We start from the raw sequence: 16,698 nt of genomic DNA, 5'->3' as shown, positions 1-16,698 counted from the left end.
CAGATCGGCTCAGTTGGCGAGCAGCGCCTGGGCTTCTTCCTCGGACAGTTCCTCGATCTCTGCGAGGAGGTGGTCCTCGATGACGAGCGCGGTGTCCTCCAGCGTCTGGCTGTCGAACAGGACGCGGATCGGCAGGTCGGTGCCGAGGGCCTTGCGCAGGTGGACCACGGCACGCATGGCCATGAGCGAATCTCCGCCGAGGGCGAAGAAGTTGTCGTGGATGCCGACGCGCTCGATGTCGAGCATGCTCGCCCATACCTCGGCGACGACCTCCTCGACCGGTGTCCGCGGGGCCTCATAGGGCGCTGCGGCGTCCTCGGCCACCTGCTCGGGAACCACCAGTGCCCGCCGGTCGACCTTGCCGTTCGCGGTGAGCGGCAGGGCGTCGATCTCCACGTACACGTCCGGCACCATGTAGCGCGGCAGTTTGGTGCCGAGGAAGTCGCGGAGGTCCTGCGGCAGGTCGTGGGCGTTCTGCGGGACGACGAAGGCGACCAGTTGCTTCGCGCCGCGCGGTTCCCCGTGGACCACGGCGACCGCCGCCCGGACGTCCGGATGCTGGGTGACGGCGGTCTCGATCTCGCCGAGTTCGATGCGGTAGCCCTGCACCTTGACCTGGAAGTCCTCGCGGCCGAGGAACTCGATTTCGCCGCTCGGCAGGAAGCGTCCGAGGTCTCCGGTGCGGTAGAGGCGCAGGCCGGTTTCCGGATGGACCACGAAGGCGCCGTTCGTCTTGGCCTCGTCGCGCAGGTAGCCCTGGGCCAGACCCACGCCGCCGATGTAGAGCTGGCCCGGGACGCCGGTCGGCCGGGGCCGGAGCGCGTCGTCCAGGACATGAAACGTCTGATTCCGCATCGGCCTGCCGTACGGAATGCTGGGCCAGTCGGCGGGCACCTGACCGATCGGGTAGAGGATGGACCAGATCGACGCCTCCGTCGCGCCGCCGAGGCTGACGACCTCGGGGGCGCCGAGCACCCGCCGGATGCGGTCCGGCAGTGTGACGGGCAGCCAGTCGCCGCTGAGCAGCACCAGCCGTAGCGCCGTACCCGTCACCTCCTTCACGCTCATGTGCTCGACGAGCAGTTCCATCAGCGCCGGCACGGAGTTCCAGAGGGTGACCCGGGCCGTCTCCATCAGGTCGAGCCAGGCCGCCGGGTCGCGGTGCGCGCTCGCGTCCGGCATGACGACGGCACCGCCGACCGCCAGCGGGCCGAAGATGTCGTACACCGAGAGGTCGAAGCTCAGCGAGGAAAGGGCCAGGATCCGGTCGTCGGCGCCGACGCCGAAGCGGTCGTTGACGTCCACGACCGTGTTGAGGGCGCCTCGGTGGTCGATCATCACGCCCTTCGGGAGACCGGTGGAACCCGAAGTGAAGATGACGTAGGCGAGATCGTCCGGCGCGGCGGGACCGTCCGGCTTCAGACCGTCGACCGCTTCCTCGTCCTCGTCCAAGGGGAGTTCGTCCACCCGGAAGACGGCCGGCACACCCGCGAAGCGGTCCTCGCCGCCCTGTGCGACGCGGCTCTGGGTGAGGACGGCACGGGCCTGGCCGTGCTCGAGCAGCAGCCGGACGCGCTCGTCGGGCAGCTCGGGATCGATGGGCAGGTAGGCGGCGCCGGCGGCGAGGATGCCGAGGACGGCGGCGCACTGCTCCCAGCCCTTCTCCATCACCACGGCGACGAGGTCGTTGGGGCGCACGCCGAGACTGCTCAGCCGCCGGGCGATGCCGCCGGCCCGCGCCGCCAGTTCCCCGTAGCTGAGCGTGCGGCCCGCAGTGACGACGGCGGTGCGCTCGGGTGTCCGGGCCGCCGTGGCGAAGAACGGCGCGTGCAGGAGGCCCGACGGCAACGGCCCGTCGGTCCGGTTGTACGCCTCCCGCTCGGCGAGTTCGGTGTGCGGCACGAGCGACGGCGCGGGCCGGCTCCAGTTGTCCTCGTCCCGGGCGAGCCAGCGCAGGAGCTCCAGCGTGGCCGCGTGGATCGCGGCGACCAGGCCCTCGGGGAAGAGCTGCTCGACCGCGTCGATGTCGAACGCGAGCGCGCCGTCCACCTCGTAGACCTGTGCGTCGATCCAGACCTGCGGCGTCTGCGAGATGCTGAAGGCCACCTCACCGATCGGAGTGTCCTGACCGTGGTCGAGGAAGAGGCTGGTGAACACGACCGGCATGGCCGCCGCCGCGTCGCCACGCGTCTTCTTCATCTCCCGTATCACCCGTACACCGCTGAACACACGGTGGTCGATGTCGTTGATCAGCCGGTCCCGCACGGCGCGGGCACGCGCCTCGAAGGTCGTCTCGCCCGCCGCGTCGACCTCGAGCAGCGTCACCGAGGTGAAGTCACCCACGATGGCGTCCACCTCCGGATGGAGCGGAAGCCGGTTCGCCATAGGCAGGTTGAGCGTAAAGCGGCGGTTCTTCGACCAGGTGGCCAGCGCCTCGCTGTAGGCCGTCAGGAGCAGCGCCGTGGGCGTGATGCCGCGCTGCGACGCCCTTCCCTTGACGCGTTCCCAGGTCTCCTGGGGCAGCAGACCCTCCACCCGCTTGAAGCGCGGGGAGTCGACGGTTCGCGGGTCGCAGACCAGCGGCAGCTCCGGGGCGAGCGCCAGACCGGGGATCCGCTCGCGCCAGTAGGCCTCCGCACGGCGGAAGAGCTCGGAGGACTCCAGGCTCTTCTCCGCCAGCACGTAGTCGCGGAACGACAGTTCCAGCGGGGGCAGCTCGACGTCCGGCCGCTCGTAGAGGTGAGCGAGTTCGCGCAGCAGGACGTTGGAGGCACGGGCGTCGGTGACGAGGCCGTCGATGCTGTAGTGCAGTCGGGTACGGTCATCGTCCAGGACCGAGGCGCGCAGTTCGAACAGAGGCCACCGGTCGGCCTCGAAGTTCTGGTGGGACATGGCCGCACGCGTACTTTCGAGCGCCGCTTGCGCCTCGCTCCCGGGCAGCCCCCGCAGGTCCGCCGTCTCGATGACGTAGTCGGGAACGTCCGTCAGGATCTGCTGCTCGCCGTGCGGGAGCACCACGGCGCGCAGCATGCCGTGCCGCTGGATGAGCCGGCGGAACGCACGTTCCATGCGGGGCAGGTCGAGGTCCCGGACGTCGAACTCCTCGTACCCGTGCATGCCGACGTTGCCGATTTCGAAGACTCCGGTGCGGCCGATCCAGTACGCCTGCTGGACGTCCGTCAGCGGGAAGGGCACACCCTCGTTCCCGGGGTCCGGCACGACGGCCGGCAATGCCTCCAGCAGGGTGTCGCCGGCCTCGGCGCGGGCGGCGCGCACGGCGGCGGCCAGACCGCGGATCGTCGGCCGGCCGACGAAGGCGCGCAGCGGGACCTCGGCACCGCAGACCGTGCGGACCTGCGCGACGAACTGCGCGGCGAGCAGGGAGTGTCCACCGAGTTCGAAGAAGTTGGTGTCCGGTGCGATGCCCGGTACGCCGAGGAGGTCCGAGAAGATCGCGGCGACCTGACGCTCGGTGTCGTCGGCGTAGTCCGGGCGGGCCTGGGCGGTCGCGCCCGGCTCGTCGGGCGCGGGGTCCTGCGCGAGGTCGGCCGCCGGCTCCACGACCGCCTGGCAGGCGCCGGGAGCCGCGCCGACCACGCGGGACGCCCACCGCTCGACCATGGCGTGGTCCGCGTGCGACCAGACGAAACCGGCCCACGCGACCTCGGACTCGCGGCACACCAGCGCGAGGTGCGTTTCGACGACGGCGGCCAGGGGTGAGTGGGACGGCTCGAAGCCGGAGTCACCGACGAGATGGACCTCGCAGCCGAGCACGGTGCCCTCGGGCGCCTGGGCGGTCGTTGTGATGGCGCGCTCCAGTGTGTCGAGCACGAGGGCCTGCGGAGCGGCTGCGTCGAGCAGCACCAGGACAGTGGACGGTCCGGCCGCGGCGGCGGACAGCGGGGTCACCGTGGCGCCCGCGCGGGTCAGCGCGCGGGTGAACACGGCCGCGACCCGCTCGTCGCCGGTCGACGTGTAGTGCGCACCGGCGTGCCGGCCGGGGCCGGCGCCCGCTGCCGCGGCAAGGGGCTCCAGATCGGGCACGAAGCGGTGCCCGCCGCGGCGCGCGACCACGGGCTCCGCGGGCGTGCCGTCGAGCTCCGCGACCAGTGTGCCGGTCAGACGGCGGGCGGCTGCGGCGGTCACCGGAGCGGGTACGTCGAGGAGGGCCCGGGAGCCCGGCCGGCCCGTGCGGGCCCATGCGAGCAGTGCGCTCCGCTCGGGGAACAGCGGTTCCTCACCGGTGACGTCGAGCGCGCCGGAGACCACGGCGATGAGCCGTGCGCCCTCGTCGCCACGGGCCGCCAGGGCCTGCTCCAGCGCCTCCAGTTCCCGGGCTGCGCGGTTGCCGGAATCCTCGGTCGCGGTGCCGAGCAGCGCGGTGTGGAGCACGCCGCCGATCCGCTCGCCGGCGGGGAGCGAGGATGCGAGGTGCCGGGTGAAGTCGTCCCGGGTGCCCAGGGCGGCGGACGGCACCTCGACCACGCGGCGGTGTTCGGAGCGCAGGCGCTCGGCGAGGCCGTGCAGGGTGCCCGCCTCGTCCGTGACCATCAGCCAAGCGGCCGGTGCCGCGTCGTCGAGCGCGGCCCCGCGGGTCGGCGGGCCCGTCCTGCGGAAGCCACGCACCGCGAGACCGTCCGGGTTCACTCGCGCCGTGCGGGTGCCGCGCGGCGGGTCGACCCAGCACCGCTCGCGTTCGAAGGGATACGTCGGGAGCACGGTGCGGCGCGGCGTCTCCTCGCCGTGCAGCGCCTCCCAGGCCACCGGCGCACCCAGCCGCCACAGCTCGCCGGCGGCGGTCAGCACCTCTTCCTCGGCGTCGGCGGCCGGGCCGGCCGAGGGCAGCGAGGCGACCGCCCCGTGCATGTCGTTCCCGGCACGGGCGAGGCTGACCAGGACGCGGCCCGGACCCACCTCGAGCAGCGTCGCGCCGGGGTGGCACACCGTGCGCAGACCTTCCCCGAACCGCACCGTGGAGCGCAGGTGACGGGCCCAGTACGCCGGGCTGGTGGCCTCCTCGTCCGTGATCCACGTTCCGGTCACGTTGGAAACGAAGGGGATCTGTGGCGCCGTCAGCGCGACGCGTGCGACCTCCGCCTCGAAGGCGTCGGCGGCACTGTCCATCATGCGGGAGTGGAAAGCGTGCGAGGTGCGCAGCCGCTTCGTGGTGACCCCGCGTTCGGCGAGGCGCGCTTCGACGGCCTCGACCTCTTCGAGTGGGCCGGACACCACGCACTCGCGCGGCCCGTTCACCGCGGCCAGGGCCGCCTCGGGGCCCAGGACCGGCGTGATCTCGTCCTCCGGCAGCGGCACCGCCACCATCGCGCCGGAGGGCGCGTTCTGCATCAGCCGCCCGCGTACGGCGACCAGCCGCAGTGCGTCCTCGAAGCCCATGACGCCCGCCAGGCACGCGGCGACGAGCTCGCCGAGGCTGTGTCCGAGCATGGCCGCGGGCCGGATTCCCCAGGAAGCCCACAGTGTGGCGAGGGCGTACTCCACGGCGAAGAGAGCGGGCTGGGCGTACTCGGTCCGCCGGATCTTCTCCTGGGCAATCTCCCGCTCCGGCTCGCCGGGGTACAGCAGAGCACGGATGTCCTCGCCGAGCACCGGCAGGAGGATCTCGGCGGCGCGGTCGACCTCGGCGCGGAAGACCGGCTCGCGCTCGTACAGCGCGCGGCCCATGCCGATGCGCTGTGCACCCTGCCCGGGGAAGGCGAGGATCACCTCGCGGTCCCGGTCCGTCTCGGGCCCTGCGGGGTACACCGGGACGGGCCCGCTCAGCGCTTCGGCCGCCTCCTGTGTGCTGCCGGCCACGACGAAGCGCCGGAACGGCAGGGTCCGGCGGCCGCGCTGCAGGGTGTAGGCCACGTGGTCGAGGCGCTCCTGCGGGTGTGCGCGCAGATGGGCGGCGAGTTCTGCGGCGGCGGTGTCGAGCGCCGTGGGCGTGGCGGCCGAGAGGGGCAGTACGTGCCGCGCTCGCCCCGGTTCGGTGAGTGGACGATACGGCGCCTGCTCCAGGATCACGTGGGCGTTGGTGCCGCCGATCCCGAAGGAGCTGACCCCGGCACGCAGCACCTCGCCCGGCCACGGGGTGAGTTCGGTGTTGACGTAGAAGGGGCCGTCGGTGAGCGCGAGGCCCGGGTTGGGACGGGGGCAGTGCAGCGACGGCGGGAGTTCGCGGGCTCGTATGGCCAGGGTGGCTTTGATCAGGCCGACGACGCCGGCGGCGGTGTCCAGATGGCCGATGTTGGTCTTCACCGAGCCGAGGGCGCAGCGGTGGTCCCCGCCGGTGTCGCCGAAGGCGTGGTGCAGGGCTGCCACCTCGATGGGGTCGCCGATCCGGGTGCCGGTGCCGTGGGCCTCGACGTAGGTGACGGTGGCCGGGTCGACGTCGGCGATGGAGAGTGCCTCGGCGACGGCGTCGGCCTGACCCTCGATGCTGGGGGCGGTGAACCCGACCTTGCGTGAGCCGTCGTTGTTGATGGCGGTGCCGCGGATGACGGCGTGGATCACGTCTTTGTCGGCGAGCGCCGCGTCGAGGCGCTTGAGGACGACGACGCCGGCGCCGCTGGCGGGTACGGCGCCAGCGGCGTTGTCGGCGAAGGCCCGGCAGTGTCCGTCGGGCGACAGGACGCCCCCCTCCTCGTACCGGTAGCCGAGCTGTTGCAGGGCATTGACGGTCGCACCGCCGGCGAGGGCGACGTCGCACTCGCCGTTGATCAGCGCCTGGCAGGCCACGTGCACGGCGACGAGGGACGTGGAACAGCCGGTCTGGACGCTGACGCTGGGGCCGCGGAGGTCGAGCTTGTACGACACCCGGGTCGGCATGAAGTCCTTGTCGTTGCCGAGAGCGCTCTGGAAGGCGCCGATGCGCTCGACCAGGCCCTCGTTGGCAAGGAGGTTGTGCTGAAGGTAGGAGCTTTCGCCCACTCCGGCGTACACGCCGGTCACGGTCGACTCGGGGTCGGCGGGACAGCCCGCGTGTTCCAGGGCCTCCCAGGCGCATTCGAGGAAGAGGCGGTGCTGCGGGTCGAGCATCTGCGCCTCACGCGGGGAGAACCCGAAGAAGCGCGGGTCGAAGTCGCCGACGCCTTCCAGGGCTCCGAACGCCTTGACGTAGGCGGGATCGGCGAGGTCCTGGGCGGCCACGCCCGCGGCGAGCAGCTCCTCGTCGGTGAAGAACCTGATGGATTCCACGCCGTCGCGCACGTTCCGCCAGAACTGCTCCGGGGTGTCCGCGCCCGGGACGCGCAGGGCCATCCCCACGACCGCGACGGCGTCGGCGGGCATCGAGCTGTCGTCAATCATCACTTGTCTCCACTGTTTCGGGGCGCGACCGGCCGCCTGCGCGGCGTGCGCGTGCCTTGTTGCAGCTTTCGTTCCTCGGCACGGCGCCGCCCTTCGGCGCCTGATGCCGATCGGGGGTGGCCATCGCCGGCGAGGTGCCTCGCGAGTGTGCGTACCGTCGGGTACCGGAACAGGTCCACCACGGGGATGTCCCGGCCCAGGGCCTCGGCCAGCCGGGCCTGTACCCGCACCATGAGCAGGGAGTGGCCGCCGAGATCGAAGAAGTTGTCGTCGGAGCCGACGTGTTCAAGACCGAGCACCTCGCACCAGACGGCGGCGACGGTCCGCCCGAGTCCGGTCTCGGGACGGTCGCCGGGCCGCGGTACGCCGGGGCCCGCGGCGGCCGGGGCGGGCGCGGGAAGGGCGCGGCGGTCGGTCTTGCCGCGTTCTCCGCGCGGCAGCTGGTCGAGGGGCACGACGACGCCCGGCACCATGTAGCCGGGCAGGCGTTGCGCCAGGTGGGCCGGCAGGTCCGGCGGCGACGTGCCGCCGTCGACGGCTATGTAGCCGACCAGTCGGGGCCTGCCCGGGGTGTCTTCGCGCAGGAGGGCGGCGGCGTCGCGTACGTCCGGGTGCGCGCTGAGGGCCGCCTCGATCTCTCCGAGGTCGATCCGGAAGCCGCGCAGCTTGATCTGGTCGTCGCAGCGGCCGAGGAACTCCAGGTCTCCCTCGGCGTTGCGCCGGGCGCGGTCGCCGGTCGCGTACATGCGTGCGCCGGGGCGGCCCCACGGGTCGGGCAGGAAGGCCGCGGCGGTTCGGGCCGGATCGCCCAGGTAGCCCTGGGCGATGCCGTCGCCGGCCAGGTGGAGGTTCCCGGGGACGCCGGGCGGGGCGGGCCGCAGCGCAGCGTCGAGCACGTAGGCGCGCACGCCGGGCAGTGGACGGCCGATCGGGACGGTCGGGTCGGCCGCCTGGCCGGGCCCGGGCCGCACTGCTGCTCGGTCCGGTTCGTACAGGGTGGCGGTGATGGTGGCCTCGGTGGGGCCGTAGGCGTTGAGCCAGCGGACGTGGGCGGGCTCGGCGGCCTGCCAGAGGGCGAGTCTGCCGCCGTCGACGCGTTCACTGCCGGTGACGACCAGCCGCAGGGTCGGGCAGGACGAGGGCGGGAACCGGTCGATCACGGCCACCCACTCGTGCCAGTACGAGGCGGGCAGGTTGAGCACCGTGAGCCGTTCGCTCCGTACGAGCGAGGTCAGTTCGTCGATGCCGGGCACCGGTCCGGCGGGCGGCAGGACGACCGTGGCGCCCCGCACGAGTGCGGAGAACAACTCCTCGGCGGCCACGTCGAAGGTGAGCGCCGCGAACTGAAGAACGCGGTCCTGCGGGCCGAGGCCGTACCGTTCGGCGACCGCCTGGATGGTGTGCGTCAGGTTTGCGTGGCCGACGACGACGCCCTTGGGCAGCCCGGTGGTGCCGGAGGTGTAGAGCACGTACGCGGGGGTCTGCGGGTGCACTGTCGTGGCGGTCTCCGGTGCGGGCGCGGCGATCGACTGCAGCGCGTCCTCGACGGCGGCGAAGGGCACCGCCGTACCGGCCGGCGGGGTGTCGGCGCGCGAACCGAGGACGAGGTCGGCATGAGCGTCCTCGACCATGGCCGCGAAGCGCCGCTGTGGGGCTTGCGGGTCGGTCGGCACGTATGTCGCCCCGGCCTTGAGGACGGCGAGCAGGGCGACGGGCCAGAGCGGGGTGCGCTCGAGGCGGACGACGACGGTGGCGCCGTGACCGACGCCCCGGGCACGCAGGAACGCGCAGACCCGGTCGGACTGCTCGTCGAGTTCGGCATAGTTCAGGGTGCGGCCGGACTGGCTGATCGCGACGTGACCGGGCCGGGCGGCTGCGACCGCGCGGATCAGCCCGTGCACCGGCTCGACCGCTTCGGCGGCTGGGAGTGCACACCCGTCGGCGGCACCGACCAGGGCCCTGGTCTCCTGCTCGTCCATGGTGGGCAACCCGTGCAGCGGGGTCTGCGGCGCGGCGAGCGCGGCCTCCAGCAGGTGGAGGTAGTGCCCGGCGAGTCGCTCGGCGGTCGCCCGTTCGAACAGGTCGGCGTCGTACTCGAGGTAGCCGCCGAGGGCACCGGACGACAACGTGCCCTCGTCCCAGACCACGGTCAGGTCGAACTTGGCGAATCGGACGGCCGATTCGCTGACGGACACGCTGAGTCCGGGCAGGGCATCGGTGGTCTGCGGCACGTTCTGCATCGCCAGCATCGCCTGGAACAACGGTGCCCGGCCGGCCTGGCGCGGCGGCCGGACCGACTCCACGACCTGCTCGAACGGCACGTCCTGGTGGGCGTAGGCGCCGAGGGTGATGTCCCTGACTCTGCCGAGCAGGGCGGCGAAGGTCAGTTCCTCTTCCCACTGAGTGCGGATGACCAGCGTGTTGACGAAAAACCCGACGAGTTGCTCGAACTCGGGGCGCACTCGGCCGGAGACCGGCGTCCCGACGCTGACGTCGCGCGTGTCCGAGTAGCGGCCCAGCAGCACCTGGAACACCGCGGTCAGGACCATGAACCTGGTCACCCCGTGGGCGCGGCAGACCTCCTCCAGGCGGCGGGTGAGCTCCGGTCCGAGCCGCACCGGGAGGGTGTCGCCCCGGTGCCGGGGCACGGCCGGGCGGGCGCGGTCGAGGGGCAGCTCGAGCGCGGGCGGCGCGTCGCGCAGCCGTTCGCGCCAGTAGCCGAGTTGTTGCTCACGAGCCTCGCCGGCCAGATGTGCGCGCTGCCACGCGGCGTAGTCCGCGTACCGGACGGCCGGCGGGGCCGGGGCCGGCCGGTCCCCCTCGACGACGGCCCGGTAGAGCGTGCCGAGATCGGCTACCAGCACGCCCACGGACCAGCCGTCGCAGATCGCGTGGTGCATCGTCAGCAGCAGGTGGGCACGGTCCTCGGCCAGGCGCAGCAGGCGGGCGCGGAAGAGGGGGCCCGTGGCGAGATCGAAGGGGCGTTGTGCCTCTTCGCGGGCGAGCCGGTCCGCCTCGCGTGTGCGGGCGACTTCGGGAAGATGGGCGAGTTCGGTGACCTGGAGCCGATCGGCGGCCTCGTCGACGAGCTGCCGGGGCATCTCTCCCCCGCCGAAGCGAGTGCGCAGCGCCTCGTGACGGTCGAGCAGTTGCCGGAGGGCGGCGCGCAGCGCGGGCAGTTCGAGCGGTCCCGTGATGTCGAGGACGAGCGGCACGTTGTAGAGCGCGCTGCCCGGGGTGAGGCGGTCGAGGAACCAGAGCCGTTGCTGGGCGAACGAGAGTCGGTGCGGCCCGGCTCCGGCGCGGGGTAGGGGGGTGTGCGCGGCGGCCCGGGGGGCGTTGGCGGCCCGGGCGGCGAACCGCGCCGCCGTGGGAGCCTCGAACAGGTCACGGACGCCGAGTTCCACGCCGAGCCGGTCCGCGACCCGGGCGACGGCCCGGGTGGCGAGGAGCGAGTGGCCGCCGAGGGCGAGGAAGTCGTCATGGACGGAGATCCCGGGCAGGCCGAGCAGTTCGGCCCAGACCAGCGCGACGGTCTCCTCGACGGCGTTGCGCGGGGCGACGTGTTCGGCGGCCTGGACACGGTCGCCGCCCGTCGGCTCGGGGAGGGCCCGGCGGTCGACCTTGCCGTTCGGGGTGACGGGCAGCTCGGGAAGGCGCACGTACCAGGAGGGGACCATGGCTGCGGGCAGCCGGGCGGCGAGGCCGGCACGCAGCGCGCTCGGGTCGGCGGGGAGTCCGTCGTGAGTGGTGACGTAGGCGACGAGGCGGCGGTCGTCGCCCTCGCCGCGTACGTCGACGACGGCGGCGCGTACGGCCGGGAGGTCGATCAGTGCGCCGGCGATCTCGTCGGGCTCGATCCGCACTCCGCGGATCTTGACCTGGGAGTCGGCGCGGCCGAGGTACTCCAGTTCACCGTCCTCGCGCCAGCGCACGATGTCACCGGTGCGGTAGAGCCGCTCCCCCGTGCCGAAGGGGCTGGGCACGAAACGCTCGGCGGTGAGGTCCGGCCGTCCGACGTAGCCGCGGGCGAGGCCGGCGCCGCCGAGGTGGAGTTCGCCGGGTACACCGACACCGGCTTCGCGGCCCGACGGGTCGAGCACATGGAGCCGGGTGTCGGCTATCGGGCGGCCGATCGGCAGGCGGACGCCGTCGGGCGGGGTGTCGGACACGGGGTGGACGGCGGCGATGGTGGTGCCCTCGGTGGGGCCGTAGGCATTGACCAGACGCAGTCCGGGGTTGGCGCGGCGCAGGGCGGCCACCCGGCGGGTGTCGGCGGCCTCACCGCCGAAGAACAGGGTGCGCAACGGGGCGAACATGGCCGGGTCGTGTTCCGCGCAGCGGTTGGCGAGGACCGTCGTGAGCAACATGGCGGTGACACCGTGCTCGGCGAGCCGCTCGCGCAGCCGCTCGGGTGCGAGGACGTCTTCCTTGGCGACACCGACGAGCCGGGCGCCGTTCAGCAGAGCGCCCCAGATCTCGAAGGTGGCCGCGTCGAAGGAGGTGTTGGCGACCTGGGCGACGACATCGGACGAACCGAGCCCGAGGTACTCGGCGTCGCAGACCAGCCGCACGATTCCGCGGTGGGTGATGGCCACGCCCTTTGGACGGCCGGTGGAACCGGATGTGTAGAGCACGCAGGCACGCTGGTCCGGATGGGAGGCCGGGAACGGGCCCGCGAAGGCACGCTCCCGCCCGGCGGCGCGTGCTTCGGCCGGTGCGTCCTGAGCGGGACGGTCGGTGCGCAGGACGGGGGTGTCGCCGGCGAAGCCCAGGTCACGGTCGGCGAGGACCAGGCGGGCTCCGCTGTCCGCCAGCATCAGGGCGAGCCGGGCATCGGGGTGACCGGGGTCCAGTGGCAGATAGGCGGCACCGGTGGTCAGGACCGCGATCATCGCGGTGATCAGCGCGGCGGAGGACTCCATGGCCAGCCCGACGACGCTCTCGGGGGTGATGCCGTGTCCGGCGAGCCGCTCGGCCAGCCGGGTGGCATGCTCCTGGACTTCGCCGTAGGTGAGTGTCCCGTCGGCGAAGTGCAGCGCGACGGCGTCGGGAGTCTCCTCCGCCCGGGCGCGGAAGGTGTCCACGACGGTTCGGGCGCTGGTCCCGGCGGGACGGTGGCCCCAGGCGGCGAGGAGCTCGCGCTCCTGCGAGGTGGTGTGGGTGAGGTCGCGGACCGGCGCGTCGGGCGTGGTCAGGGCGGAATCGAGCAGGGCCAGGTAGTGCCCGCGGAACCGCTCGGCGCTCGCCCGGTCGAACAGGTCGGTGTCGTAGACGAGCAGCCCGTGTGGTTCGCCCGAGTCGAGCAGCGACTCGTCCCACAGGCACGCCAGGTCGAACCGCCCGCCCAGCGGCAGGCCCGGGCCGCCGACGGCGGCGAAGAGCAGCGCGCCGGATGCGGCGGTGCCGTCGGCCCCGTCCCGCTCCTCGCGGGGACGGTCGAGCAGCGCGGCGAACGTCGTCCCGTCGTCCCATGCCTGCGCAGCCGGGCGCAGGCCTCCTCCGGGGGGCCCGACGACGACGGTGACGTCGCTGGTGCCGGTGCAGCGGCCGATCAGCAGCCGATAGACCGTCAGCAGGACGGCGAACCGCGTCGTGCCGCGGGCGCGGGCCAGCTCGGCGAGCCCGCACGCCCGCTCCTCGCCCAGGGTGAGGGCGAGCCGGCCGCCGGCGGGGCGGCGTACGGGCGGCCGGGTCCGGTCGGCGGTCAGCTCCGGGGTGTCGCTCATGCCGAGGCCCCTGTCGCCGCGTGATGGTCGTCGCCTTCGGCGATCCGCTCGACGCGGCCGCCGTCCAGCCGCACGACGCGGTCGGCGTCGAGCAGGGCATCGCGCCGGTGGGCGATGACGAGGACGGTGGCGCCCTTGAGTTCCGTCTCGAAGGTGCGCTGGATACGTGCGTCCGTCTCGGCGTCCAGATTGGCGGTCGCCTCGTCGATGAGTACGATCCGGGCGCGGCGGAGCAGGGCGCGGGCCAGGCAGAGCAGTTGACGCTCACCGGTGCTCAGCTGCGCGCCGCCCGCCGTGACGGGGTGGGCGAGGCCGTCGGGCAGGGCGAGCAGCTTGTCGGCGAGGCCGGCCTTCTCCAGCGCGGCTTCCAGCTCCGCGTCCGAGAAGGCGTTGTAAGGGTCGAGGTTTTCGCGCAGCGTGCCGGGCAGCAGCACCGGGTCCTGCGGGATGGCCTCGATCCGCGAGCGCAGCTCGGGCAGTCGCAGGGTGGAGACGTCGACGCCGTCGATGAGAATCCTGCCGCGCTCGCACTCGGTGAACCGCAGCAGCGCGGTGAACAGACTGGACTTGCCGCTGCCGGTCCGCCCCGCGATACCGGTCTTGCGCCCGGCGGGAGCGTGGAAGGTGACGCCCTCCAGCGCGGGCGGCGCACTCGGCGCGTACCGCAAGGTGACGTCCTCGAAACGGATGTCACCGGCGGACGGCCAGCCCTCGGGCGCTGCCACGCCCGCTTCGGACTCGACGGCGAGCTCCGTGTAGTCGTGGACGCGTTCGTAGCTGGCGAGGGCGAGGTCCATCATCTGCACGGTCATCAGGCTCATGGCCAGCGTTTCGATGAGCATGTAGACGAAGCTGATCCCGACCCCGGCGTAGCCTGCGCCGATGCCGCCTTGGACGACGAGCAGCGCGGCGTAGCCGAACAGCACGACTGCGCCCACCAGGTCCAGCCGCAGGTTGAAGTGCCGGGACAACGAGTTGACGGTGTAGTCGGCGTAGTGCGCGGCCTGCGCGCGGCTGCGGAAGGTGGCTTCGTAACCCTTGACCCGCGCTTCGCGGCCCTCGATGGACGCAACGCCCTCGATCGCCTCGGAGAGCAGCGCGATCACCGGCTCCTTCGCCTGTTTGGCCAGGCGGGAGGCCTCGACCGTGCTGGTGCGGGTGCGTCGCTGCCACCGGAGGTAGACCAGCAGCACGACCGGGGCGAAGATCGCGGTGAGCGGGCTGGTGACGGCGAGCATCAGCAGCGGGACGCCCATACCGACGGCGATCTTGAGGGTGTCCATCGTGTACTCGGGCAGTTCGAGGTCAACGGTTTCGGTGTCGGCGGAGAAGCGGGTCAGGACGCGCCCGGAGGAGTGCTTCTCGAAGAAGGAGAGCGGTGCGTGCAGCACCCGCGTCAGCATCGAGTTGTGCAGGGTCTTGCCGGCCTTGACCCCGCGCGAGAACCCGAAGGTGAACAGGGTGCGGTCGAGCACGAGGGTGAGCAGGCCGATGCCCGCGAAGACGCCGGCGTACAGCGCGGTGTTCCCGTCCGGGTGCTCGGTCCAGTGCCCCAGCCAGAAGGAGGAGGCGCCGAGCATGCTCTGACCCACCACGGCGAGACCGACCAGGGCGAAGAGCAGTGCACCGGGGGTCAGCACCCGCAGGTAGCCGCGGTAGGTGTCGCGGAGCACGTTGCCGCTGCGTACGGGCTGTGCCGCCTCGTCCGCCGCGTCCGCTTCCGGGGCCTTTCCGGCCGCGTCGGCGGCCTCCGCCGCGGTGGGTTCGGCCGTGCCGCCCTGGGCCTCCGGCAGCAAATCGGGCATCCGGGCCCGGATGTCCTCGAAGGCGCCGACGGCGACCACCCGGCCGCCGTCGAGGACGACGACGCGGTCGGCGCGCCGGGCGAGGTCGAGTCGGTGGGTGGCGACGATCCGGGTCCGGCCGCCGAGCACCTCGGAGAGGAGCGCGTTCATGATGCGGGTGGCGACGGCGTCGTCGACGGCACTGGTCGGGTCGTCGACGAGGTAGACGTCGGCGTCCTCGTAGGCGGCACGGGCGAGTGCGATGCGCTGGCGCTGGCCGCCGGAGAGGGTGGTGCCGCGTTCGCCGAGGACGGTCGCGTCCCCGGCCGGCAGGACGGCGAGATCGGTGTCGAGGGCGGTGGCGCGCAGGACGGCGGCGTAGCGCTCGGGGTTGTGCGGGGTGAAGCAGCGGATGTTGTCCGCGACGCTGGCCTGCATGACCCAGGGCCGCTGCGGCAGGTAGACGATGCTGCCGTGGGTGTGGGCGGTTCCGGAGAGGGTGCGCAGGGTGCCGGCCAGCGCGCCCAGCAGAGCACTCTTGCCGCTGCCGACCTTGCCGAGGACGCAGACGAGTTCCCCTGGCGCGATCCGCAGGTCGAGGTCCTCCAGGCAGGGAGTGGCCTGCTCGTCCTTTCCGGGCCACGCGAAGGCGGCTCCCGCCAGGTGCACGGTGCCCGCGGGTGCCTGGGCGGTTGCGGCGTCGTCGACGGCCGGTGCGTCGGCGTCGGGTGTGTCGAGGAAGGTGGAGATCTTGCCGAGCGCGACCCTCCATCCGTTGCGCAGATCGAAGTAGCGGACCAGCTCGGGCAGTTGGGAGCGGAGCACCGAGAGCACCGCGATGGCGGCGAAGACGTCGGCGGCGTGCAGTCGGTGGCCCAGGGCGACGTAGGTGACCAGCGTCGCGGTGACCATGAGGACCGGCGTGGCGGCATTGACCAGGTAGAGAGTGGCCAGGCGCCTCTGCCGGCCGACGAGCAGGCCGTTCAGCTTGGCGCGCTCGCGGGTGACGGCCTGTTCCGCGACGTCCTCCCAGCTGTGCGAGCGCAGGGTGCGCATGGCACCGAGGTACTCGCCGACCAGACCGATGCGGACGCCGTTGGCGTCGCGGATCTCCGGTTCGACGGCGTACAGGCGCTCGTTGGCCATGTTCGACAGCTGGAGTCCGCCGATGAGCACGGCGATGCCGACGAGGCCCGCCCAGCCCAGCAGCACGCACAGGATGGCGCAGGAGCCCGCGATGCCGAGCGGCACCGCCCACGCCATGTGGGAGAAGGCGAGCTGCCCGGCCTTCAGCGAGTCCCTGGACGCGAGGGTGATGACATCGCCGGTGGGGTGCGACAGCCGCGCACCGCGGTCCATCCGCAGGTACTTGCGCAGGATCTGGGTGCGCAGCAGAGCGTTGATCGAGTGGGTGGTCTTCCATGCTTCCGACCACTGGTGCTTGTGCGCCAGCGAGTCGGCCACGTGGAAGAGGCCGAGGGCCGCGGCGATGAGCAGGCCTTGGCTCATCACCCCGCTGCCGCCGCCCTCGAACCACTGGATGAGCTCACGTACGAACAGTGGTCCGACGGTGGCGCAGACCTGATAGCCGAGGAAGATCAGTGCGGCAAGCCAGAAACGCCGCCGGTACGTGTCGTACAGTGCCCGGCGCAGTCCGTTCTCCTGGTGGCGTCGCTGTGCCCAGGCGTGTTCGAAGGCGGGGGCGACGCGCTCCAGGTGATCGTAGGTCGGGGGCACCAGCCTGTCCGACGGTTCGAGTGACCGTTGGGACCCGGTGGCCACGAGAGCGGAGGGCCAGTGGATGAAGATGCGGGAGAACAGTCCCGCGCTTCCCTCGGCACTGGGACGGCTCGGCAGCGTTTCTGTGTTCGCCACGT

The 16,698-nt window shown here is 72.5% G+C and carries 3 protein-coding genes; all 3 read right to left on the bottom strand.

The genetic code is table 11. The features are described 5' to 3' along the window. Positions 1-9 precede the first annotated feature (9 nt). Genes QC385_RS20295 through QC385_RS20285 form a run of 3 tightly spaced genes read right to left on the bottom strand, consistent with a single transcriptional unit; the run spans position 10 to position 16,696 of the window. Entirely contained in the window at positions 10-7,308 is a 7,299-nt protein-coding gene (locus tag QC385_RS20295) for a non-ribosomal peptide synthetase/type I polyketide synthase (protein WP_279542732.1), read from the bottom strand. After that, complete coding sequence (locus QC385_RS20290) at positions 7,308-13,037, bottom strand: non-ribosomal peptide synthetase (RefSeq protein WP_279542731.1); 5,730 nt, start codon at positions 13,035-13,037, stop codon at positions 7,308-7,310. Before QC385_RS20290 ends, QC385_RS20295 begins: the two co-directional genes overlap by 1 nt. Next, the gene (locus QC385_RS20285; RefSeq protein WP_279542730.1) at positions 13,034-16,696 is read right to left on the bottom strand and encodes an ATP-binding cassette domain-containing protein; all 3,663 of its coding nucleotides are present in this window, start codon (positions 16,694-16,696) and stop codon (positions 13,034-13,036) included. The genes QC385_RS20290 and QC385_RS20285 overlap by 4 nt, the downstream gene beginning before the upstream one ends. Between the last annotated feature and the right edge of the window lie 2 nt (positions 16,697-16,698).

Origin of the sequence: Streptomyces sp. DH10, from assembly GCF_029813805.1 — a bacterium.
Lineage (GTDB): Bacteria > Actinomycetota > Actinomycetes > Streptomycetales > Streptomycetaceae > Streptomyces > Streptomyces coeruleofuscus.
Note: the sequence above shows the minus strand (reverse complement) of the source record. Positions and strands in the feature narration are given on the sequence as shown.